The 22,722-nt window shown below is 62.5% G+C and carries 21 protein-coding genes and 1 pseudogene; 17 read left to right on the top strand and 5 right to left on the bottom strand.

Going from position 1 to position 22,722, the window contains the following annotated elements:
* The first annotated feature begins 13 nt into the window (after nucleotides 1-13).
* On the top strand, nucleotides 14-937 hold the full coding sequence (locus GIB19_RS09335) for a LysR family transcriptional regulator (RefSeq protein WP_274885287.1): 924 nt from the start codon (nucleotides 14-16) through the stop codon (nucleotides 935-937).
* A 7-nt stretch (nucleotides 938-944) separates the two neighbouring features.
* Here the strand turns inward: GIB19_RS09335 and GIB19_RS09330 are convergent, their stop codons facing one another.
* Nucleotides 945-1,217, bottom strand: a complete 273-nt coding sequence (locus GIB19_RS09330; protein WP_027593326.1) for a PepSY domain-containing protein — start codon at nucleotides 1,215-1,217, stop codon at nucleotides 945-947.
* A 106-nt stretch (nucleotides 1,218-1,323) separates the two neighbouring features.
* Between GIB19_RS09330 and GIB19_RS09325 the strand changes: the two genes are divergently transcribed.
* Together GIB19_RS09325 and GIB19_RS09320 are read left to right on the top strand one after the other, a co-directional pair.
* Nucleotides 1,324-2,259, top strand: a complete 936-nt coding sequence (locus GIB19_RS09325) for a LysR family transcriptional regulator (RefSeq protein ID WP_274885286.1) — start codon at nucleotides 1,324-1,326, stop codon at nucleotides 2,257-2,259.
* A gap of 92 nt (nucleotides 2,260-2,351) precedes the next feature.
* Nucleotides 2,352-3,551 (top strand): MFS transporter, encoded by a 1,200-nt coding sequence (locus tag GIB19_RS09320; RefSeq protein WP_274885285.1) that lies wholly within the window; start codon nucleotides 2,352-2,354, stop codon nucleotides 3,549-3,551.
* On the opposite strand, the gene GIB19_RS09315 is transcribed toward GIB19_RS09320, so the two are convergent.
* The gene (locus GIB19_RS09315) at nucleotides 3,548-4,471 is read right to left on the bottom strand and encodes a LysR family transcriptional regulator (protein ID WP_274885284.1); all 924 of its coding nucleotides are present in this window, start codon (nucleotides 4,469-4,471) and stop codon (nucleotides 3,548-3,550) included. The genes GIB19_RS09320 and GIB19_RS09315 overlap by 4 nt on opposite strands.
* A gap of 190 nt (nucleotides 4,472-4,661) precedes the next feature.
* On the opposite strand from GIB19_RS09315, the gene GIB19_RS09310 reads away from it, so the two are divergent.
* From GIB19_RS09310 to GIB19_RS09265, 10 genes and pseudogenes are all read left to right on the top strand, one after another.
* Nucleotides 4,662-6,029: an MFS family transporter gene (locus GIB19_RS09310; protein WP_027593330.1), complete on the top strand. Its 1,368-nt coding sequence runs from the start codon at nucleotides 4,662-4,664 to the stop codon at nucleotides 6,027-6,029.
* A gap of 201 nt (nucleotides 6,030-6,230) precedes the next feature.
* Nucleotides 6,231-6,761 (top strand): thiamine pyrophosphate-binding protein, encoded by a 531-nt coding sequence (locus GIB19_RS09305; RefSeq protein WP_027593331.1) that lies wholly within the window; start codon nucleotides 6,231-6,233, stop codon nucleotides 6,759-6,761.
* A complete protein-coding gene (locus tag GIB19_RS09300) occupies nucleotides 6,749-7,345 on the top strand; it encodes a thiamine pyrophosphate-dependent enzyme (protein ID WP_027593332.1) in 597 nt (198 codons plus the stop codon). The genes GIB19_RS09305 and GIB19_RS09300 overlap by 13 nt, the downstream gene beginning before the upstream one ends.
* A 69-nt stretch (nucleotides 7,346-7,414) precedes the next feature.
* Nucleotides 7,415-8,578 carry an acyl-CoA dehydrogenase family protein gene (locus tag GIB19_RS09295; protein WP_274885283.1) on the top strand — a complete coding sequence of 388 codons (1,164 nt, stop codon included), beginning with the start codon at nucleotides 7,415-7,417 and terminating at the stop codon, nucleotides 8,576-8,578.
* Between the two features lie 63 nt (nucleotides 8,579-8,641).
* On the top strand, nucleotides 8,642-9,844 hold the full coding sequence (locus tag GIB19_RS09290) for a CaiB/BaiF CoA transferase family protein (RefSeq protein ID WP_027593334.1): 1,203 nt from the start codon (nucleotides 8,642-8,644) through the stop codon (nucleotides 9,842-9,844).
* A gap of 40 nt (nucleotides 9,845-9,884) precedes the next feature.
* Entirely contained in the window at nucleotides 9,885-10,727 is an 843-nt protein-coding gene (locus tag GIB19_RS09285) for an FAS1-like dehydratase domain-containing protein (protein ID WP_274885281.1), read from the top strand.
* A complete protein-coding gene (locus GIB19_RS09280; protein ID WP_265967648.1) occupies nucleotides 10,724-11,548 on the top strand; it encodes an HpcH/HpaI aldolase/citrate lyase family protein in 825 nt (274 codons plus the stop codon). The genes GIB19_RS09285 and GIB19_RS09280 overlap by 4 nt, the downstream gene beginning before the upstream one ends.
* Nucleotides 11,549-11,550: 2 nt before the next feature.
* Complete coding sequence (locus tag GIB19_RS09275; RefSeq protein WP_274885280.1) at nucleotides 11,551-12,171, top strand: TetR/AcrR family transcriptional regulator; 621 nt, start codon at nucleotides 11,551-11,553, stop codon at nucleotides 12,169-12,171.
* 37 nt (nucleotides 12,172-12,208) lie between these two features.
* A pseudogene (locus GIB19_RS09270) lies at nucleotides 12,209-13,056 on the top strand (LysR family transcriptional regulator).
* Nucleotides 13,057-13,172: 116 nt separating this feature from the next.
* The gene (locus GIB19_RS09265; RefSeq protein ID WP_186702758.1) at nucleotides 13,173-14,168 is read left to right on the top strand and encodes an aldo/keto reductase; all 996 of its coding nucleotides are present in this window, start codon (nucleotides 13,173-13,175) and stop codon (nucleotides 14,166-14,168) included.
* Between the two features lie 278 nt (nucleotides 14,169-14,446).
* On the opposite strand, the gene GIB19_RS09260 is transcribed toward GIB19_RS09265, so the two are convergent.
* The 3 genes from GIB19_RS09260 to GIB19_RS09250 form a co-directional block, all read right to left on the bottom strand.
* Nucleotides 14,447-15,889, bottom strand: coding sequence for an alanine/glycine:cation symporter family protein (locus GIB19_RS09260; RefSeq protein WP_274885278.1), 1,443 nt, complete (start codon nucleotides 15,887-15,889; stop codon nucleotides 14,447-14,449).
* Nucleotides 15,890-16,017: 128 nt separating this feature from the next.
* Complete coding sequence (locus GIB19_RS09255) at nucleotides 16,018-16,833, bottom strand: alpha/beta fold hydrolase (protein WP_274885276.1); 816 nt, start codon at nucleotides 16,831-16,833, stop codon at nucleotides 16,018-16,020.
* Between the two features lie 93 nt (nucleotides 16,834-16,926).
* Nucleotides 16,927-17,823: a LysR family transcriptional regulator gene (locus GIB19_RS09250; protein ID WP_274885275.1), complete on the bottom strand. Its 897-nt coding sequence runs from the start codon at nucleotides 17,821-17,823 to the stop codon at nucleotides 16,927-16,929.
* 104 nt (nucleotides 17,824-17,927) lie between these two features.
* Between GIB19_RS09250 and GIB19_RS09245 the strand changes: the two genes are divergently transcribed.
* The 4 genes from GIB19_RS09245 (at nucleotide 17,928) to GIB19_RS09230 (ending at nucleotide 22,719) form a co-directional block, all read left to right on the top strand.
* Nucleotides 17,928-18,596: an RraA family protein gene (locus tag GIB19_RS09245; RefSeq protein WP_274885274.1), complete on the top strand. Its 669-nt coding sequence runs from the start codon at nucleotides 17,928-17,930 to the stop codon at nucleotides 18,594-18,596.
* On the top strand, nucleotides 18,593-19,822 hold the full coding sequence (locus tag GIB19_RS09240) for a pyridoxal phosphate-dependent aminotransferase (protein ID WP_274885273.1): 1,230 nt from the start codon (nucleotides 18,593-18,595) through the stop codon (nucleotides 19,820-19,822). Before GIB19_RS09245 ends, GIB19_RS09240 begins: the two co-directional genes overlap by 4 nt.
* Before the next feature lie 195 nt (nucleotides 19,823-20,017).
* The gene (locus GIB19_RS09235) at nucleotides 20,018-21,205 is read left to right on the top strand and encodes an MFS transporter (protein WP_371918125.1); all 1,188 of its coding nucleotides are present in this window, start codon (nucleotides 20,018-20,020) and stop codon (nucleotides 21,203-21,205) included.
* A gap of 320 nt (nucleotides 21,206-21,525) precedes the next feature.
* On the top strand, nucleotides 21,526-22,719 hold the full coding sequence (locus GIB19_RS09230) for an aromatic ring-hydroxylating oxygenase subunit alpha (RefSeq protein ID WP_374707389.1): 1,194 nt from the start codon (nucleotides 21,526-21,528) through the stop codon (nucleotides 22,717-22,719).
* The last annotated feature ends 3 nt before the right edge of the window (nucleotides 22,720-22,722 follow it).

Genomic DNA, 22,722 nt, shown 5'->3' with positions numbered 1-22,722 from the left:
TTGCAGAATTGAAATGGAAAGAATCCCCGATTTCGAAGGGCTGGCAATGTTCGCCAAAGTGGCGGAAGAAGGTTCATACGCAGCGGCGGCGCGCGCCATGGGCGTGTCAGTACCGACGGTATCGCGTGCGGTGGCGCGTCTGGAGGCACGCTTGGGCGGTCGTCTGTTCAATCGCACGTCACGCCAGCTTTGCGTCACCGAGTTCGGCCAGCGCATGGTCGAACAGGCCAGCGCGTTGTACCGCCAGGCAGAAGAGATGGAAAGCGCCGCCCAGGAGATGTCGGTGCAGCCACGGGGCTTGGTGCGCCTGGCGGTGCCTATGTCATTCGGCTTGCGCTGGGTAGCGCCGCTGCTGCCCACGTTGATGGCCAGGTACCCCCAGTTGGAACTCGACCTTCACTTGTCAGATTCGACAGTCGATCTGGTTGCCGAGGGGTTCGATGCAGCACTGCGCATTGCAGCACTGCCGGATTCGTCCTTGGTGGCGAGACGTATCTGCGCGGTCACCCAATACCTGGTAGCCGCGCCGTCATACCTTGCGCGTCATGGGCGCCCTGAGCACCCGCGCGACCTGGTTGACCATGCCTGCATGAGCTACGCCTACCGCGCCCGCAGCCAGGTTTGGCGGTTCACCCACAGTGACGGCACCGAACAAGACGTCGTGCCGCGGGGGCCCCTGCGTGTGACCAATTCGGATGCGTTGGTGGCGCCCTTGCTTGAGGGCTTGGCGATCGCCGAATTACCGGATTTCATCGCCTCCGAATACTTGGCGGACGGCCGCCTTGAGCACCTGCTACCAACGTGGAGCATGACCCAAGGCGGCTTGTATTTCGTCACACCTTCAGCCCGAAGCCGGCCGAGAAAGGTCCAGGCCTTGGCTGATTTTTTCATCGAGCGGCTGGCCGGGTCACAATGGCTGATGCCAAACGTGACCTGACGGTGGCTCAATTATCCAGTTCATCCTTGGTGATGTTGCCGGAGTGTGGGTCAACGTGGAATTCGTACTGCTTGCCATCGGCCTTGATGCCCTCGCCTTCCCAGTGGCCGTCATCCGCTTCGATCTTGGTGATCTGGGTGTAGCCGGCGCCTTTAAGCACCGTCTCGGCCTGGTCTTTGTTCACCTTCCAGTCGGCACCTGGTTGGTCAGCCCACGCGGCACTAGCGCCCAGTGCGCCAACCAGTGCCAACCCCGTCAATACGCGCGTCATGGTTTTCATCGTCAACATCCTTTTTGCCTGAGTTAAAGGATGCGACCTGGGCGCTGTCGTTTCGGTTCAATCATCGTTACGCTTGCAGCCACGTTCATTACACAAAGGGTTGACGGTGCACTCCTCCGAACGTTTGAAGGGCATTGACGTTTTTGTCTGCGTGGCAGACCTCGGCAGTTTTGCCGCGGCGGCGCAGCGCCTGAACCTGACCAGCTCGGCTGTCAGCAAAGGTGTCGCGCGGCTGGAAGCTCGCCTGGGCTTACGCCTGTTCGAGCGCACGACGCGTCGGCTTGCCCTGACCGATGCGGGGCAAACGTTCTACAAAACCTGCTCACGCGTGCTGGCCGACCTCGAAGCATCGGAATTGGCCCTGCATGAAGACTACTTCGAGCCGCGGGGTCGGGTGCGCATCGACCTGCCCGCAGCGTATGGGCGGCTGCACGTCTTGCCGGTCATTCTCGACTACCTCAAACGCCATCCCCAGTTGCAGCCACACGTGTCCTTTACCGACAGCTTCGTCAACCCGACCGAGCAGGGTATCGATATCGTGGTACGTATCGGCGGCCCGGACGTTTGGCCGGAGGACCTTGGGCACCAGTTCATCGGTGCTCAACGGTTCATCTTCTGTGCCTCACCGGGCTACTTGCAAGCCCGTGGCACACCGCTCGATGAGGCGGATCTGCAAGCCCATGACTGTGTGGTTTACGGGCAGCCCGACGGGGTGGGCAGCCCCTGGCACATGACCGGTATGCAACCGGGTGAAATGGAGCGGCGCTTCATGCCGGCGCGGCTTGCCATCGGCGATGGCGAAGGGGTGGTACAGGCAGTCGTGCAGGGTTTGGGGGTCACTCAGGTGCCCACCTGGCTGGTCAATCAACAGCTGGAAAGTGGCGCGTTGATTGAAGTGTTGCCGCACTTGGCAACAGATGGGCTGCCGATGAACGTAGTGTGGCTCAAAAAACGCGAGGCCCTCCCCCGCGTCAGGGCGTTGCTGGATGTGCTGCTGAACGCACTGCGAAAAGACGGCCACCGCCTAGCGCGCTGCGATTAGTGAATATAATTCGCGTGCCATCTGAAATATTGCCCGCAATAGGCTTTTTAAGAATCAATACAATGGCAGCCCCTGATTGAGGAACTGCCTGCATGACTGCTGTTGAACGCCCACCCGTGGGCTTGGCGACCGACCGACGCGCGACCTTGGGGACTTTGGTCCTCGCCGCCTCCGCCTTTTTGATTGTCACTACCGAGTTCTTGATGGTCGGCCTGCTGCCCGGGCTGGCACGCGACCTTGATGTCTCGATTTCGACTGCCGGGCAGTTGATCACGCTGTTTGCCTTCACCGTCATGCTGGCGGGCCCGCCGTTGACGGCGGCACTTGCCCACCTGGACAGGCGCAAGCTGTTCGCAGCCATCCTCGCCTTGTTCGCGGCGTCCAATGCGTTGGCGGCCCTTGCGCCAAACATCGGGGTCTTGGCAGTGGCGCGTTTCCTGCCCGCCCTGGCACTGCCTGTCTTTTGGGGTACAGCCAGCGAAACGGCCGCCAGCATGGTCAGCCCCGATCGCCAAGGGCAGGCCGTCGCGCGGGTCTACCTCGGCATCTCAGCTGCGCTGTTGCTGGGCATTCCATTAGGGACGTTGGCGGCTGACGCCATAGGCTGGCGCGGCGCTTTCTGGATATTGTCTGCTGCATCGGCGGCCATGGCCTTTGCCGTGCTCACCTGGATGCCAGCGGTTGCGCGCCTGCCCAGGGTCGACTTGCGCCACCAGGCGCGGATCTTCCGTGAACCGAACTTCCTTGCCAATGTGGCGCTGTCGATCATGGTGTTCACCGCCATGTTCATTGCCTACACCTACCTGGCCGACATGCTCGAGCGTACCGCAGGTGTTGCAACTGCGGATGTCGGCTGGTGGCTGATGGGCTTCGGCGCCATTGGTTTGCTGGGCAACTGGCTGGGGGGGCGAGCTGTCAGGCATTCGCCGATCAAGGCCACTGCGCTGTTTCTTGTACTGCTGGCGATGGGCATGGCGGCCTTCAGCCCACTGGCCGCTGCGCCTGTAACGCTCTGGGGCGCACTGGCACTGTGGGGCATCGCCAATACGGCGCTCTACCCTATCTGCCAGGTGCGCGTGATGCATTCGGTGGCGCACTCTCAGGCTCTGGCTGGCACCACCAACGTGTCTGCCGCCAATGCCGGTATTGGCTTGGGCGCGCTGTTGGGTGGGCTGGTCATCCCAACATTCGGGGTGTCGACGCTGGGCTATGTGGCCGCAGGGGTGGCGCTGTTGGCGTTGCTGTGTGTGCCCGCCGTGGCGCGGCTGCAGCGTCAGGCACCCAGCGCTTAAAGCATGTGCCCCGCCCAGATGCCCTGCGCTACCAGCTCTGAAGCAAGCTCGACGAAGGTTTCACCCACATAGCGCGTGGCTGGGCTGACATGCCTGTCCGCAGGCGACACCATGACCAGCTTGCGCATCGGAGTCGGCTCAATCAGTGGCGCTGCACACAAGGTGCCGTTCTGCAGGTGGGTGTAGATCGAGGCCAAGGGCAGCGCAGTCAAGCCGAAGCCATGACGCACCAGGTCGATCATCGCCCCGAACGAATCGGCCTCGACATTGGCGGCAATCTTGTAGCCGACGTCCGCGGCGCAGTGGTCCATGATCTTGCGCAAGCCATGGCGCGGGCTGGGCAGCACCAACTGCTGCTGGGCCAGGGTTGCGAAGTTGACCGGGTTGTCCCACGCCAAGCCTGCGCTGGGCGGCCCGACCAATACCAGGTTCTCCATCATCACCGGCACGATGCGCAAAGTGTGCAGCGGCTCCAGGTCATAAGAGATCGCCAGCTCCAGTTCGCCACGCTGAATCCAGTCCACCAGGTAACCGCTGAAGGCCGACGAGAAACGGATCGACAAGTCCGGGTGGGCTTCGCGGATCCGGGTCACCAGGGGCACGGTGACGATCTCCGCGATGGTCGGTGTGGTGCCGATCGCCACGGCCCCGCGAAACGATGCATGCCCGCCCACTACCGAACTGCGAATGGCCTCCAGTTCATCCATGATCCGCGTGGCGTGCTGCAGCACTTCGCTGCCGGCGTCGGTGATGATCATGCCGCGGCCATGGCGCTCGAACAGGTAGACCCCAAGCTCCTTTTCCAGTTGCCGGATCTGCCGGCTCAAGGCGGGCTGTGCAATGTGCAGCCGGTCGGACGCCTTGCTGAGGCTGCCAAGCTCGGCAACATGGATCAGGGTTTTGAGTTGAACGACGTCCATCGGCAGGCCCGTGTCGAGGCAGAAGGTAACTGGCAGTCTAAACAGCACACCTGTCAGCAGCTATAGAATTTCAGCATATCAGTTAGTCAGCTAGTCCCCTTATTGACGGGCCCACTCTGGAGTAGCGTGAAAACAGGGTCGATCACCGATCGGACGCCCGCTACAAGAATAAGACCAGAGGCTGACTACCATGCCAACTCCCCGCTCCAGCACCACCCTCGTTGAAGATGCCCCCGCCCGCCAACCCAATCGTGTCAGAGCGATCATGGGGGCCTGCTCCGGCAACCTGGTCGAGTGGTATGACTTTTTCATCTACGCCTATACGGCAATCTACTTCGCGGCGTCGTTCTTCCCCAAAGGCGATACCACCACGCAGTTGCTGGCCACCGCGGGTGTGTTCGCCGTCGGTTTCTTCATGCGGCCCCTGGGTGGGTGGATTTTCGGCTGGCTGGCCGACACCCGAGGGCGCAAAGTCTCGATGATCATCTCGGTGTTCATGATGTGCGCCGGGTCACTGCTGATCGCGGTGATGCCGACCTATGAAACGGTAGGTATCGCCGCACCGATCATGCTAGTCGTTGCACGGCTGATACAGGGGCTCTCGGTGGGTGCCGAATACGGCACCGGCGCAACCTACATCAGCGAAATCGCGACACCAGGCCGGCGTTGTTTCTATGGCTCGTTCCAGTACTTCACGATCATCGCCGGGCAATTGCTGGCCCTGTTCACCGTAGTCATCCTGCAGCAGACGCTCAGCGATGAGCAGTTGCGTGAATGGGGCTGGCGGATTCCGTTTTTCATTGGCGCCATCAGCGCCGTGGTTGTCGTGTACCTGCGCCGCTCGATGCACGAAACCGCCTCGAAAAAGGACATGCACCGCGAGGGTGCCGGGTCGTTGCGCGGCATGTTCAAGCACAAGCGTGCCGTCGGGCTGGTGATCGCCTTTACCATCGGTGGGTCGCTGTACTTCTATACCTTCACCACCTACATGCAGAAGTTTCTGGTGATATCGGCAGGCTTCGACGCGGCCACGGTGAGTTTCATCATGACCTCGGCGCTGATCGGCTTCATGCTTTGCCAGCCGCTGTTCGGCCTGATGGCAGACCGGCTCGGGATCAGGACGCACATGCTGATGTTCTCGAGCCTGGGCGTGTTGCTGGTGATCCCGCTGCTGTTCGCCATCAAGCATACCCACAACCCCTTCATGGCCTTTGCGCTGGTCTTCGGCGGGCTGGTCATCGCCTCGCTCTACACCCCGATCGCAGGCATCGTAAAAGCCGAATTGTTCCCCCCCGCAGTGCGTGCGCTGGGGGTCGGGTTCCCGTATGCCATCGGTAACGCGGCGTTTGGCGGGACCGCTGAATATGTCGCGCTGTCGTTCAGGGCCGAAGGGGCCGAGGACTACTTCTTTTTCTACGTGGCCGCCGTCCTGTGCGTGACCTTCATCGCATCGATGCTAATGCCCAACCTGACGCGGCATGGGTACATCAGTGGCGATGGCAGGGTCGAGGAGAATACTGGTATGCCGGCCAGCAAGGTGCAGACCGCCAAGGCCTGACCTCGCCAACATTGCCCCTTTATTGACCCGCGCGGCCCTGATGGCTTCCCCAAGAAAGCCACCAGGGCCGCTTCGTTTTGCCTGGCCGGTCACTCCGCGAGCTATGCCATGCCGGCATATCTCAAAGAGAAAAACGGTAGTCGTCGGTACCCCGCGTTGCCTGCATGATGAGGCAAAACAAGAGCAGCACTGGAGACAACCATGTCATCGCAAGAAGCTGAACAAAGCTGGCAAGAAGACGTTTTCCGCGTCCTCAAGGCCCACGACGTCAAGCATGTCGTGTTCGTTCCGGACGCCGGCCATTCGGCCGCGATCCGCATGTCGTACCAGGACCCTGATATCAAGGCCGTCGTCCTCACCACCGAAGAAGAAGGCATTGGTTATCTGGCCGGCGCCTGGCTGGGCGGCGAACGCGGTGCACTGTTGATGCAGTCCAGCGGCGTCGGTAACTGCATCAACACCCTGGCCCTGCAGAACTGCGCGGGTTTCCCCCTGCTGATGGTGGTGACCATGCGCGGTGACTGGGCCGAGTTCAACGCTTGGCAAAACCCCATGGGCCAGGCCACCGAGGCCTCGCTGCAACTGATGAAGGTCATGACCTGGCGTGCCGATGTGCCAGAAGACGTTGCGCCACTGCTGCATGGCGCCGCCACCATGGCCTTCAATGGTGATTCCGCCACTGCCTTGCTGCTCGGCCAGCGCCTGATCGGAGAAAAGAAATGGGTCAAGTAAGCGCCAACCACACGCTGTGCCGCCGTGAGGTGGTGCGTACCCTGCTCGCTGATCGCCAGGATGTACTGGTCGTGACCGGCCTGGGTTCGGCGTCTTACGACGTCATGGCTGCCGGTGACCACGATGGCAACTATTACCTGTGGGCCGCCATGGGCAGTGCCATCACCGTAGGCCTGGGCCTGGCCAACGCGCAACCCGACAAGTCGGTGGTGGTCGTCACCGGTGATGGCGAGCTGCTGATGGGCTTCGGCGCCCTGGCGACTGTCGCCCTGCAGAAGCCTGCCAATTTGACCATTGTGGTGCTGGACAACGGCCACTTCGGCGAGACCGGCATGCAGGTCAGCCACGCCGGTTTCGGCATCAAGCTCGACCAGGTTGCCCAAACCTGCGGCTTCAGCTGGACCCGCGAGATTCGCGACATGGAAGGCGTGCATGACCTGCGCGAACGCTTCGCCAGCCGCGAAGGTGTGAAGCTGGCTACCGTCAAGATCAAGGCCGAGAACCCACCCCGCGTGCTGCCGCCGCGTGACGGCCACTACATCAAGAACCGCTTCCGCGCTGCCCTGGGCTTCCAGCCTCTTTGACTGTGTTAGGCGCAGGTTGGCAACCGAGCCACGACAAGGCTGCCAGCCTGCGCCGCCTGGAGAACAATAATGAGCGACTACGACAACGAAGCACTCAACGCCATCCGCGAGGGCGTGCGCGCCCTGTGTGGTGATTTCCCTGCCGAATACTGGCGCAAGATCGACGAAGAAAAGGGCTTTCCGGAGGCCTTCGTCAAGGCCATGACCGATGCGGGCTGGCTTTCGGCGATGATTCCGGAAGAGTACGGCGGCTCGGGCCTGGGCCTGGCCGAGGCCTCGGTGATTCTTGAGGAAGTCAACCGTTGCGGGGGTAACTCCGGCACCATTCACGGCCAGATGTACAACATGTTCACGCTGCTGCGTAACGGCAGCGAAGAACAAAAAGGCTATTACCTGCCAAAACTCGCCAGTGGCGAACTACGCCTGCAGTCGATGGGGGTCACCGAGCCCACCACCGGCACCGACACCACCAAGATCAAGACCACGGCCGTGCGCAAGGGCGACAAGTACGTCATCAACGGCCAGAAGGTCTGGATTTCGCGCATCCAGCACTCCGACCTGATGATCCTGCTGGCCCGTACCACACCGCTGGCAGAGGTGAAGAAAAAATCCGAAGGCATGTCGATTTTCCTCGTCGACCTGCGCGAAGCCATCGGCAACGGCCTGACCGTGCAGCCCATCGCCAACATGGTCAACCATGAGACCAACGAGCTGTTCTTCGACAACCTGGAAATCCCTGCCAGCAGCCTGATTGGCGAAGAAGGCAAAGGCTTCCGCTACATCCTCGACGGCCTCAACGCCGAGCGCACGCTGATCGCCGCCGAGTGCATCGGCGATGGCCGCTGGTTCATCGAAAAGTCCAGCCAGTACGCCCGCGACCGCGTGGTGTTCGGCCGCCCAATCGGGCAGAACCAGGGCGTGCAGTTCCCGATCGCCGAGGCGCACATTGAGATAGAGGCCGCCGACCTGATGCGCTGGCGTGCCTGTGCCGAATACGACAGCGGCAAGAACGCCGGCGCCGCGGCCAACATGGCCAAGTACCTGGCGGCGAAGGCCAGTTGGGAAGCCGCCAACGCCTGCCTGCAAACCCACGGCGGTTTCGGCTTTGCCAACGAATATGACGTCGAGCGCAAGTTCCGTGAGACGCGCCTGTACCAGGTGGCCCCGATCTCGACCAACCTGATCCTGTCGTACGTCGCCGAGCACCTGCTGGAATTGCCACGCTCGTTCTGACCGATGCCGCCCCTGGTCGCCAAGGCGCCAAGGGGCCCTGCCATGACAAGAGAGATAACCATCATGAGCCAGCCTACGGCAATCCGCCCGCTAGACGGCATCACCGTCATCAGCCTCGAACATGCCATTGCTGCGCCCTTCTGCACCCGCCAACTGGCGGACCTTGGCGCGCGCGTGATCAAGGTCGAACGGCCGGGGGTCGGTGACTTTGCGCGGGGCTACGATCAACGGGTCAACGGCCTGGCTTCGCACTTCGTCTGGACCAACCGCTCGAAAGAAAGCCTCGCTCTGGACCTTAAGCAGGACATCGCCGGCGACATTCTCGACCAGCTTCTGGAGCAGGCCGACGTGTTGGTGCAAAACCTGGCGCCGGGCGCCGCTGCGCGCCTGGGGCTGTCGTTCGAGGCGCTGCATGCGCGGTTCCCCACGCTGATCGTCTGCGACATTTCGGGCTACGGCGCGGGCGGCCCTTTTGAACAGAAAAAGGCCTACGACTTGCTGATTCAGAGCGAAGGCGGCTTTTTATCGGTAACCGGCGGCCCGGGTGACGAGCAGATGGCCAAGGCGGGCAACTCGATTGCCGACATCGCGGCCGGCATGTACGCCTACACCGGCGTGTTGTCGGCCCTGCTGCTGCGTGGCCGCACCGGCGAAGGCAGCCATGTGGAGGTGTCGATGCTGGAAAGCCTGGTGGAGTGGATGAACTACCCGCTGTACTACGCCTACGAAGGCGCGACCCCGCCGCCACGCGCCGGCGCGGCGCACGCGACCATCTACCCGTACGGCCCCTTCCCCACCGGCGATGGCAATACCGTAATGCTCGGTTTGCAGAACGAGCGCGAATGGCGCCTGTTCTGTGAGCAGGTGCTGCTGCAACCCGCGCTGGCCGACGATGCGCGGTTCTCTGCCAACTACCTGCGGGTGGCCAACCGTGAGGCTTTGCGTGCACTGATCATCGAGGCGTTCGCCGCCCTGGACTTGGACACGGTGGTTGCGCGCCTTGATAGCGCCAGCATTGCCAACGCACGGGTCAACGACATGCAGGGGGTGTGGCAGCACCCGCAGTTACAAGCCCGCGACCGTTGGCGCCAGGTAGCCACGGCAAACGGCAGCATACCCAGCCTGCTGCCCCCGGCCAGCAGCAATGCCTACCGCCCACGCATGGACCCGGTGCCAGCCTTGGGGGAGCACAGCGAATGCATCCTCGCCCAGCTTGGGCTGTCTGCCGAACGTATACAGGAACTGCGCCGCGATGGGGTCATCTGACCCCTTCAGGCTCAGCGTTGAATGATCGAGGACCACGACAATGACAACACACGACCTCAGCCGCTGGATTGGCCGTAGCGAAACCAGCCACGATCGCATCACCCACAACCTGGTCAAGCGCCTCGCAGCGACCCTCAGCGAGCCCGCACCCTCGGCGGGAGAACCCCTGCCCCTGCTCTGGCACTGGGCGTTCTTCCAGGACCCCGTCGAGGCCACCGGGCTGGGCGCCGATGGCCACCCCGCGCGCGGCGGTTTCTTGCCGCCAGCAGACAACCGCAACCGGATGTGGGCCGGCAGCCGCCTGACCTTCATCAGCCCTTTACAGGTGGAAGCGCAGGTAGCACGCCACTCGACGATTCTCAACGTCGAAGAAAAACACGGCCGCACCGGGTCGCTGCTGTTTGTCACCGTCAGGCACGTGTATGTCCAGGATGGCCATGAAGCGCTGATCGAAGAACAGGACATCGTCTACCGCGAGCCCACCCCACCCAAGCTTGGCGGTACCGAGCCGGCACCCGTCGGCGCTTGGCAGGAGACCGTGACGCCCGACGCAACCCTGTTGTTCCGCTACTCGGCCGTCACCTTCAATGGCCATCGCATCCATTATGACTGGCCCTATGTCACCGAAACCGAAGGCTACCCGGGGCTGGTGGTGCACGGGCCCTTGATTGCCACGCTCAATCTGCGCGCCTTTGCCCGTGCCAACCCCGCCGCCCAGATACGCCGATTCAGCTTCCGCGGCTTGCGGCCGTTGATTTCGCCGAACACCTTCGAGGTGGGTGGGCGCCTGCTCGAACGCGGCAAGGCGCAGCTTTGGGCAACCGCCGAAGCGGGCATTGCGCAAACCGCAGAAGTCGAATTCAGCCTGGAGGCCAGCCAATGAGCCAGGCCATTGTGCGCTCTGCCCTGTTTGTCCCGGCTAGCCGCCCGGAACGTATCGCCAAGGCGCTGGCCAGCGGCGCTGATCGGGTGATTGTGGATTTGGAAGACGCCGTTGAAGAAGCGGCGAAGGCGCAGGCGCGGGACAACCTGCAGGCATTTCTGGCCGAGCAGCCCGAGGCCTGCGTGCTGGTGCGGGTCAACGCCCCGCAGCATTGGGCGCACGCGGCTGACCTTGCGCTGTGCCAGCGTCATGCCGGTGTCAGTGGCATCCTGCTGCCCAAGGCCGAAACGGTCGAGCAAGTGCAGCGTGCGCGTGCTACCGGCAAGCCGGTCTGGCCAATTATCGAGAGCGCACGTGGGCTGGTCGCCCTGCCCTTGCTGGCGGCCTGTGAGGGCGTCGAACGCTTGTCCTTTGGCAGCCTCGACCTCGGCCTGGACCTGAACCTGCGCACGGCCAGCGAAGCCGCCGAACAGGTGCTCGGGCATGCGCGCTATGCCGTCTTGCTGCACAGCCGCGCTGCCGGCCTTGCGCCGCCGCTCGATGGCGTGCACCCGGCCATTCAGGACGTCGCTGGCCTGCAGCGGCACGTACAGTTCGCTCGCGACATGGGCTTTGGCGGGGCCTTGTGCATTCACCCCAGCCAGGTCAGCGTGATTCATCGCGCCCTGCAACCTTCGCCCGACGAATTGGAATGGGCGCACCGCGTGTTGGCTGCGGCCGAAGGCGGTGCCGGCGTGTTCACCCTGGATGGGCAGATGGTGGATGCGCCGGTGATCCTGCGCGCCCGTGCCCTTGTGCACGCCGCAGGCAAGGGTGAATAGCTATGCCCGACGCCCGTCACGTGCAACAGTGCCCCAGCCCTCTGCTCACTGTGGCACAGGGCTTGATGGCAGAAGTCGGCTATGGCGCCATGAGCATGCGCCAGCTCGCGGCCCGGGCTGGCCTGCAGCCGGGCAGCCTTTACCACCACGTTGCGAGCAAACAGGACCTGCTGCTCGATGTATTGCTGGACATTCTCGCGCAGCGCCTCGAAGCCTGGCGCCGAGGGCCCTACACCCGCGACCTGCGCGGCTACCTGCGGTTTCAACTCGCGCGCCAGGCATCGCATCCCTTTGAGGCGTTGTTGCTGCGCCACGAATCACGCCATGTCGAGCCTGGCCAACGTGAGTGGCTGGAGCAGGCGCTCAATCGTTCACGAGCGCCTTTGTGCCAGATCATCGAACACGGCCAGCAACAGGGGCGTTTCACGGTAGGGGATATCGCCAGCGCAGCCGAGGCGATTCTGGCCCTGATAGACACCGCCGAAGGTATGCGCCGTCGGCCAATGCCGGTGGATGACGCGAAAATCGAGGCCTGGGTGATACAGATGAGCCTTGCGCTGCTGTCAGCATGCCCGCCTGCGAAACGACCGGCACACGCCGCCCGGCTGACGGGAGCCGCCTGAAACCGCGTATCATCGGGCCTCACACCAGAGGCCTGTCATGTTCGATTGGGAAGACCTGCGTCATTTTTCTGCATTTATCAGCGCCGGCTCGCTGTCGGCCGCTGCCAAGCGCCTGGGGGTTGACCATGCCACCGTGGCGCGGCGGATCAGTTCGCTGGAAGCCTCACTGCAGTTGAAGCTGGTGGACCGCCGCCCCCGGGCTTACGCCCTGACCGAGCAGGGCGTGCGCGTTGGCGAGTTTGCCGAGCAGATGCTGGCATCCTCGTTTGCGCTGGAGCACTTCGCCAGTGCCGACCAACAGGCCGTTGAAGGCGAAGTCGTGATTGCCGCCCCGCCCGCGCTGTTGGGCAGCATGGTGGCGCGTAGGCTGGGCGAACTGTACAAACGTTACCCTGCCTTGCAACTCACCTTGGTCGGCAGCAAGTCGCGCGCGTCGCTGGCCCGCCGCGAGGCGGACGTGGCAATCACCTTGGCCAGGCCCACCGAGCCAACCCTGGTGGCCAGCCTGCTCGGGCATCTCGAATACAGGCTGTACGCATCGGCGGCCTACGTGCGCCGACGCCAACCGCACCTGTACATCGGCTACGACGACTCTCAGGCGAAATCCCCACAGCAGCGCTGGCTGCTTGAGCAGGCCGCAGGTCGCCCTTTCGCCCTGCACAGCAACGACCTGCGCATCCAGGCCCAGGCTGCGGCCGGTGGCGTGGGGGTTGCCTGCCCGCCTTCATGGCCGAGGAGTACGGGCTCAAGCAAGCCTGCGAGGACGACAGGTCGATGAGCATCGAAATCTGGCTGGCCGTGCACGAGGACGTGCGCAACACCCCCCGCATCAAAGCCGTAACGGATTTTCTGCTCGAGCAGGTCAAACCCCTGCTGCGCTTGTGAATTTTTGCAGATATCACCTGCACATCCTGGGGATTTGCACGCTCACGTCGCGCCGCTAACCTTGTTCCATCGCTCGGCTGCACACGCTGGGCAATGCTGACCAAGAGGATTCACAGATGCAGTACGTCAAACTCGGCAACACCGGCCTGGACATCTCCCGACTGTGCCTGGGGTGCATGACGTTCGGTGACCCGGATGCCGGTACCCATCCCTGGACCCTGGATGTGCAACAGAGCCGCCCGATCATTCGCCACGCGGTAGAGCAAGGCATTAACTTCTTCGACACAGCCAATAGCTACTCGGCGGGTACATCGGAAGTAATCCTGGGCCAATTGCTGAAGGAATTCACCCGCCGTGAAGACACCGTCATCGCGACCAAGGTCTTCTACCCGGCGAACATGTGGCAAGGCGCAAGCAAGCCGAACGAGCAAGGCCTGTCACGCAAGGCAATCCTCAGCAGCATCGACGCCAGCCTGACCCGCCTGGGCGTGGATTACGTCGACCTCTACCAGGTTCACCGCTGGGATTATCACACGCCGATCGAAGAAACCATGGAAGCCCTGCACGACGTGGTCAAGGCCGGCAAGGCACGCTATATCGGTGCGTCTTCAATGTATGCCTGGCAGTTCGCCAAAGCCCAGCACGTCGCAGCGGCCAATGGCTGGAGCCGGTTCGTGTCGATGCAGAACTACCTCAACCTGCTGTACCGGGAAGAAGAGCGAGAGATGATTCCCTTGTGCCAGGACCAGGGCGTCGGGCTGATGCCCTGGAGCCCGCTGGCCCGTGGCCGGCTGACCCGGCCCAAGGGCCAGGAAACCGCGCGCACGCTCAGCGATGTTTCTGGCAAGTCGTTTTATGCAGGGACGGAAGTCGAGGATGGCCGTGTGATCGATGTGGTCGAGCAGATTGCCAGCGAGCGTGGCTTACCCATGGCTCAGGTTGCCTTGGCCTGGGTGCTCAGGCACCGCGCCGTGTCGGCGCCGATTATTGGCGCATCGAAGCCTGGGCATCTTGACGATGCCATTGCGGCATTGGGGGTGCAGTTGTCTGATGAAGAGGTTGCGCGGTTGGAAGCACCGTATGTGCCGCATGCGGTTACCGGGTTTAAGTAGGGGTTGTAGGCCCTGGTGCAAGGCTGGCGTTTTGTGGGGCTGCGGACATCGAGCGCCGCCCGCGCGGCGCATCGCGAGCAACGCTCGCTCCTACGTTTGTTTCGGGCCAATTATTCCTGGGGCAAACGCACGCGACCGTCTTGGTGCATGGCGCAATATTGCGTTAAATCCACAAGGCGGTCGCGCGCAAATATCACAGGCCTCACTGGCCCGAAACAGATGTGGGAGCAGCCTTGTGCTGCGAAGCGCCGCGCGGGCGGCGCTCGATCTCACAGGCGCTAAAAAACTTGCGGCATACGCGTCTGGCTCCTCCCCTCAGCCGCAACCTGATCGCCCTCCGGCCAGGCGCGTGGGTCCAAGTCTAGATCGCGGAACTGGCTAGCATCAAATACCGGTATCTGCACCCCGGCCTTGCGCTGCTGGTCATAATCGTCAATCAGGCGCAGCACCACCTTGCCCAACAACGCCAGTGCTACCAGGTTGACCAGGGCCAGCAAGGTCATGGTGATGTCGGCAAATGCGAACACCGTGCCCAGGTTCTGCACCGAACCCCACAGAATCAGCAACAGCACCACGCCACGATACACCAGTATCGGCCACCGTCGGTTACCCGCCAGGTAACGCAAATTGTTTTCGCCCAGGTAGTAGTTGTAAAGAATCGAGGTAAACACGAACAGCGCCAGCGCAACGCTGATAAATACCCGCCCCCAGTCGCCCACCACCGCCGCCAGCGCATCCTGGGTCAGCACAAGGCCATCCCCTTCGAAACCAGGCGTGTAGAAGCCCGACAGCAAAATCAGCAACGCCGTGCAGGTACAGATGACGAACGTGTCGAAAAACACACTGAACGCCTGTACCACGCCCTGGGCGGCAGGGTGTTCGACCTTGGCCACCGCCGCGACGTTAGGTGCACTGCCCAGCCCAGCCTCGTTGGCGAACACGCCGCGCTTCACGCCCATGACGATTGCACTGCCCACCAGGCCCGCAAACGCCGGCTCCAGGCCGAAGGCACTTTTGAAGATGGTGGCCAGCATGTCGGGCACGTGCTCGAACTGCAGCACGATCACATAGAGCGTTACCCCGATATAGGCCAGCGTCTTGACCGGCACCAGCAGGTCTGACACGGCGGCGATGCGCTTGATGCCGCCGATGAATACCAACCCAAGCAGGACAGCGATCACGATACCGCTATGGCCCGTCGAAAAGCCGAAGGCGTTCTGCAACGAATGGGTAACGGCGTGCGATTGCAGCCCGTTGAATGCAAAGCCGAAGGTCACCAGCAGCAGAACCGCCATCAGCTTGGCCAGCCACGGTCGATGCAGGCCATGGTGAATGTAGTACGAAGGGCCGCCGCGATACTGCCCATGGTCGTCGCAGCGCTTGTACAACTGGCCGAGCGAACATTCGAAGAAACTGCTGGCCATGCCCACCAGCGCGGTCACCCACATCCAGAACACCGCACCTGGCCCACCCAGGGTCACTGCCAGGCCGACACCGGCAATGTTACCAGCACCTACGCGCCCGGCCAGGCTCAGCATCAGTGCCTGAAACGAGCTGAGCTGGCCGCCGCTCTTGCGTAGGCTGTCCTTGAACACCGCAAACATGTGGAAAAAATAACGAAACTGCAAAAAACGTGAGCGCCAGGTGAAATAGCTGCCCAACCCTACGATCAGCACAATCAGCACCTTGCCGGATAGAAAACCATTGATGGCTTCAAGCATGGTCAATACCTCTTTGTTTTTATTCGCGGCTTGAAACGGGCACACGGGTGCCCCTGCGCAGCGCCGCGGCCGCACATCGTTTCTTTAGGGTGGAAATGGCACCCCGCGAAGCCGGGGTGCTGACAGCCTTAGGCGGCGTGACGCGCGTGGAAGCCGGCGATCCGGCGCCACATTTCGATAGGGTTGGAATACATCGGGAAGTGCCCGCACGCGGGGATGCTGGCCAGCTCGACACCCTGCGCCTGAATGTCCGCCAGGTAAGACAGGTGACTGTTCTGCTCGCCATACATGAACATGCGTGGGCACTGCAGGCCGAGGAACTTGCTCATCAGGTCGCCGTGGTCAGACAGCTCTACCATCGAGCTGAAGATCCCCCGCACGGCCTCTGCCCGCACTTTGTAAGGCAGGCTGACAGCGTACAAGGCACTGGCCGGGTCACTGCTGTGCCGGGTGCGCTCGATGAACGCGTCGAAGAACACCTGCGGGTCGTTGGCCGGGTAGTCATCGATCTGACGGCTGAGGAAGCAGTCTTCCGGGGCGATATTGCCTTCGATGTCGATGAAGCTGATCACCCGCTCGGGGCATTCATGCGCCAGCAGCAACGCCGTCAGGCCGCCCATCGAGTGGCCCACCAGGTGAAAACGCTGAATACCGAAGTGCTCCAGCACCTGCAACGCGGTCGCCAGCAGCAGCGGAATCGAAACACGTGAAAGGTCGCTGCAGTGGGTCTGCCCGCACCCAGGTGCGTCGTAGGCCACGAATGGGCGGCCGGCAAACGCCGGCTGGCGTGTCAGCCCGGCATAGTCTTCCTTGGTCGAGCCGAACCCGTGCAGAAACAGGATCGGCGCCCCACGGCCCTCGCGGTGGACAGTGGACAGTTCAAGGTCGACGCCCTCCACGTTCAAAGGCAGGACGAACTGGCGGAACGATTGGGATTCGGGCACGCCGTAAACTCCTCTTGTAGTTGAGAGGCACACTCTCGACGGCCACCAACAATCTGTAAATTCCTCATCAGCGATCAATTTCATAGGCCAAACCTATGAAATGCATTCGCTCAGCTGGTTTACCAATGCCTGCACCAGTGGGTTGGCGCGCTCGGCATTCCAGGCGTAGGTGGTGGTCACCACACTCACTTGCTGCGCCAGCGGGCGTATGACCACGTTTGCCGGCGCCAGCTTTTTCATGGCCGCCGGCACCAGGGCGATACCCTGCCCGCAGCTGACGAAGGCTATCTGGGACGCCACCGAACGCACTTCGTGCAGCACTCGAGGCGAAAACCCGTTGGCGCGGCAGGTGGCAATCAGGTTATCGAAGTACAAGGGGCTGACCTTGCGCGCGAACATCACCAGCGGCTCGCTGGCCAGGCTCGCCAGCGCGATCTCGCTATGGTTCGCCAGAGGGTGATCAACCGGCAGTGCCACCATCAATTGCTCCTCGGTGAGCGGGCGCCATTCGATGCCCTTGCCCAGGTCGCCATCCAGCCTCGCGAACGCCAGGTCGATATCGCCCGCCTCCAGCGAAGGCACCGCCTCGACACTGTCGATTTCGCGTACCGACACCGTGACCTGAGGGTGGTCCTGCTTGAAGCGCTCGATCACCTCCGGCAGCACGTCGAACATGGCCGACGAGATGGCACCGATGGTGACCATGCCCTGATGGCCCGCCACGGCTTCTTCCACGGCCAGTTCCAGGCGTTCGAGTTGGTGGGCGAACTTGCGCACCGCCGGCAGGATGGCGGCGCCCACCGGGGTCAACGCCGCACCGCGTCGGGAACGGTCGAACAGCTTGACCTTCAATGCCTGCTCAAGGATCTGGATCTGCTCGGTGAGCGGCGGCTGGGTCATGCCCAGGCGTTTGGCGGCCCGCCCAAAGTTCTTTTCCTCAGCAACAGCCAGGAACAGCCAAAGGTGGCGGATAAGGCGGAAATTGATCATGGCGGTTCCATAGGTTGGGCATATGTTTAACATCCTTGATAAGGAATATACCTATCAAACAGCCTGTCGGACACTCATGCTTCCTTCACCAAAGAGGTTCACCCATGAGCCAAGACAGCGTGCTACAACGCCTGGCGGCGCTGGACACCAACACCGTGTCCGACGCCCTCGACTTCCTCGGCCTGCCTGGCGCCACGTTCGGTCTGCGCCCGTTATGGCACTGCCCCAAGGTGGTCGGCCGCGCCAGCACTGTGCAACTGGCCGCCAAGACCGACCGTGCACCGACCGTGCACTTGATCAGCCCGGTGATCGAAGCGATCGCCAGTGATGACCGCGTACTGGTGATCGCCGGCGGCATCGACGGGATCTCTTGCTGGGGCGACATTCTGGCCAATGCCGCCGTGGCCCGGAACGTGCGCGGCAGCATCATCGACGGTTGCAGCCGCGACATCGACGGCAGCGCCGACATCGGATATCCGGTGTACGGCCGTGGCGTGACCATGGTCAGCGCACGCAATCGCGTGGTCCAGGTCGACGCGGCCTGCACCGTCCAGGTGGCAGGTGTAGCAGTGGATGAAAACGACTACGTGATTGCCGACAACTGCGGCACCGTCTTCGTCGCCCAGGCCCACATCGGCCAGGTGCTGGAGCTGGCCGAGCGCATCGCCCGCCGCCAGGCCGGCATGGTGGATGCCGTGCACGCTGGCCGCTCGGTGACCGACGTGATGCATGACAGCCAATTTGATGCGATCAATACGGAGCACCACCGATGAGCGAGCAGGACACCGACGGCGGCATCCAGCGCCTGAACCTGAACCTGGCCAGCGCCCGCCCCTCGGCCACCTACGGCATCATGGACCGCGTTGCCCAACGCCGCGCGGCGGGGGCCACGATCATTTCGCTGTGCGCGGGCGAGCCAGACTTCGACACACCGGCGCACATCCGCGACGCCGCCAAGCAGGCGATCGACCAAGGCCATACGCGCTACACACAAGTGGCTGGCAGCCGCGCCCTGCGCGAAGCGGTGGCGGCCAAGTTCCGCAACGAGAATGGCTTGCAGGTCGAGTGGCAGGACACATTGGTCGCCAGCGGCGGCAAACAGGTGATCTACAACGCCTTGGCAGCGACCCTCAATGCCGGCGACGAGGTCATCGTGCCAGCGCCCTACTGGGTCAGCTACCCGGAGATGGTCCAACTGTGTGGCGCCCGCAGCGTGATCGTCACGTGTGAGGCCAGCAGCGGTTTCAAGCTGACGCCTGAAGCGCTTGGTGCCGCGATCACGCCGCGCACCCGCTGGCTGATCCTCAACTCGCCGTCCAACCCGACCGGCGCGGTCTACAGCGTTGCCGAGCTGCAGGCCTTGGCTGCGGTGCTGCTGGCAAACCCACACGTATTGGTGCTGGCGGATGACATTTACGAGCACCTGATTTTCGACGATCAGCGCTTCCATACCCTGGCCCAGGTGGAGCCTCGGCTCGCCGAACGCACGCTGACCATGAATGGCGTATCCAAGGCCTATGCCATGACGGGCTGGCGCATCGGTTTCGCCACGGGCCCGCGCTGGCTGCTGGCGGCCATGGAAAAGCTGCAGGGGCAACAGACCTCGGGTGCGTGTTCGGTCTCTCAACAGGCGGCGGTTGCGGCGCTGGTAGGCCCGAAAGATTTCATCCATCAAAGCCGGGACGTGTTTCAGCGCCGCCGTGACCTGATGGTGAAGGCGATTGATGGGATCCCAGGGCTGCACTGCGAGCAACCGGCCGGGGCATTCTATGCCTTTGCCAATTGCGCCGGGCTGATCGGCAAGACCTCCGCGGGTGGTCGTTACCTGGCCACTGACGAGGATGTCGCGCTGGCACTGCTCGACGAAGCCGATGTCGCCGTGGTGCATGGCAGTGCCTTCGGGCTCGGGCCTTACCTGCGCATTGCCTACGCGCTGGACGATGCGTCGCTGATGGCGGCGTGTGATGCGCTCGGGCGCTTCTGTCGCGCGGCCAGGTAGGAGCAGCCTTGTGCTGCGAAGAGGCCGGTGAAAATACCATCAGTCTTCGTTGCTTGCACTGGCCTCTTCGCAGCACAAGGCTGCTCGTACACCTAAGGGTTGCGCCTGTGGGCGAGGCTGCGGCCTCGACGTTTTGGCCAGAGATTGTCTATGATCCCGCGTTGAACGTTTCAGCATGTTTCAAAAGGGATTCAAATGTCTGTCCATGAAGCACCACCGCTAGCCCTGCCGAAAAGCACTGTCGCCAAGATGGAAGCCGCCATGGCGCTAGGCAGCTTTGCCATCGGTACCGGCGAATTCGCCATTATGGGGTTGATGCCGGACATCGCCAGCAACCTGCAGCTGAGCGAGCCCCAGGTGGGCCACGCCATCAGTGCCTACGCGCTGGGCGTGATGGTCGGTGCCCCGACCCTGGCGATTTTGGGGGCCAAGCTGCTGCGCAAGCACATGTTGCTGCTGTTGATGGCGCTGTATGCCCTTGGCAACCTGGCCACGGCGTTCGCCCCCTCGTTCGGCGGCCTGGTCGCTTTCCGCTTCATCAGCGGCCTGCCCCATGGCGCCTACTTCGGCATCGCTGCGGTGGTGGCATCGAGCATGGTCGCCAACAACCAACGGGCAGGCGCCGTGGCGCGGGTGATGATGGGCCTGACGCTGGCCATGTTGCTGGGCAACCCTGTTGCCACTTTACTGGGCCAGTACTTCGGCTGGCGCTCTGCCTTTGTGTTGGTCGGGGCGATCGCCCTGTGCACCATCGCCCTGGTCTGGCGCTTCGTGCCGCAACCGCACGATGAAGTGCGCAGCGACCCGCGCAAGGAACTTAAAGCGTTCGCCCTGCCCCAGGTGTGGATGGCGCTGGCCATTGCATCGATCGGCTTTGCCGGCATGTTCTGTGTGTTCAGCTACCTGGCGCCCACCATGCTGCACGTGACCCAGGTATCGCCGCAGTGGATCCCCTTCGGACTGGCGGCCTTTGGGGTCGGCGGCATCGTCGGCAACATCGCCGGTGGCAAGTTGTTCGACCGCTTGCAGTTCCGCGCCGTCGGGCTGGTGCTGATCTGGTCGATTGCAGTGCTGCTGTTCTTTACCTTCGCAGCGCATTCGTTGTGGACCCTGCTGCTGGGCGTCGGCCTGGTGGGCACCATGATTGCACTGGCAGCCCCCTTGCAAATCCGCCTGATGGACATTGCCCATGAAGCCCCCAGCCTTGCAGCAGCCTCGAACCACGCCGCGTTCAACCTGGCCAATGCGCTTGGGCCGTGGTTGGGTGGCATGGCCATCACCGCAGGCATGGGCTGGACGAGTACGGGGTACATCGGCGCTGCAACCGCGTTGGTCGGCTTGGGCATTTATCTCGTTGCCCGGCGTATGAAGGGTGGGCATTAAAACCGGTTATTCGGGGGCGCTGTGCGCCTCCGATCCCGCTATGAAACAGAACAACTTGGATTAATTAACGCAGCAAACTTCTATTAATTGTCCCATCCGTAATATCGCTGAAAACCCCCGCCCTACAGCCTTCCGCTCGCATAACCTCAAGTAATACCACACAGAAAATTAAGCGCATTGACGCCTTTTCAGGGCCACTTCAATAATCCGCGCCAGACGTCTTGGTCGATTAAAAATAAAAGTGCCTGAGGACAACAATGCGCCCTTCATCGAGCAAAACCCATCGCGAACTGATTGCATCCCGCCAACCTGGTTTTGGCATGAATGGCGCGCTGTACAGCCGCCAGGATGTTTTCGAAACCGACATGGAAATCTTCTTCAACCAGCATTGGATACAGGTCGCCGTTACCGCCGATGTCGATGAACCCGGTGATGTCTTTACCGTCGATATCGGCAAATCGTCGGTGCTGATCCTGCGCGACGATGATGAACAGATTCGCGCCTACCGCAATGTATGCCGCCACCGCGGCGCGCGCCTGAAAGAAGCAGGCAAATCCACCGTCGGCATGCTGGTATGCCCCTACCACCAGTGGACCTACGACCTGGACGGCAGCCTTAAGCATGCCAGCCACATGGGCAAGGGCTTCGACCCCAAGTGCCGCAGCCTGATCCCAGTGCACTGCAAGGTTGTCGGGGCCCATGTACTGGTGTGCCTGGGCGACAACCCGCCTGAAGATATCAAGGACCTCGAAGCGGTGATGGAGCCGCGCTTCGCGCCGTTCGACCTGACCAATACCCGCATCGCCTACGAACTCGACTACATCGAGAACGGCAACTGGAAGCTGGTGATGGAGAACAACCGTGAGTGCTACCACTGCGCCGGCACCCACCCGGAACTGATCGTGTCCTACCAGTCCGAAGACCTTGGCGTCAGCCTGGAAGAGATGAGCGACGAGGCTCGCGCGTCCTACGATGCCTATCAAATTCGCAAGGCCGGCATCGAAGCTGACTGGGCCAGTTCGGGCCTGCTCTACGAGACTGTGGAGCACTTGCAGGATGACGCCCCCACGCAGTTTCGCACCCAGCGCATGATCATCGCCGGTGCGGGTGAATCGCAGACACTCGATACCCAGGTTGCCTGCCGCAAACTGTTGGGCAACCTGACCCGTCGCGACCTGGGCGACACCCACCTGTGGGGCAACAACGCCTGGGCTCACGTGATGAGCGACCACGCCATGATCAGCTGGATCATCCCGCTCTCGCCGGACCGCACCCTGGTGCGCACCAAATGGCTGGTGCACCGCGATGCCGTCGAAGGGGTCGACTACGACCTGCAGCGCCTGACCGAGGTCTGGGTCGCCACCACCCAACAGGACGCTGCCCTGGTCGCCATCACCCACAGTGGCACCCAAGACCCCGCCTTCGTCCCAGGCCCCTACTCCACCTACACCGAGCCGTACGTCGACCAGTTCGCCCGCTGGTACACCTCGCGCCTCGCGGCACATGGGGTGTGAAGG

This window comes from Pseudomonas sp. ITEM 17296, assembly GCF_028895205.1.
Classification (GTDB): Bacteria; Pseudomonadota; Gammaproteobacteria; order Pseudomonadales; family Pseudomonadaceae; genus Aquipseudomonas; species Aquipseudomonas kermanshahensis.
The sequence above is the reverse complement of the archived record's forward strand: the minus strand, read 5'-3'. Positions and strand labels throughout refer to the sequence as shown.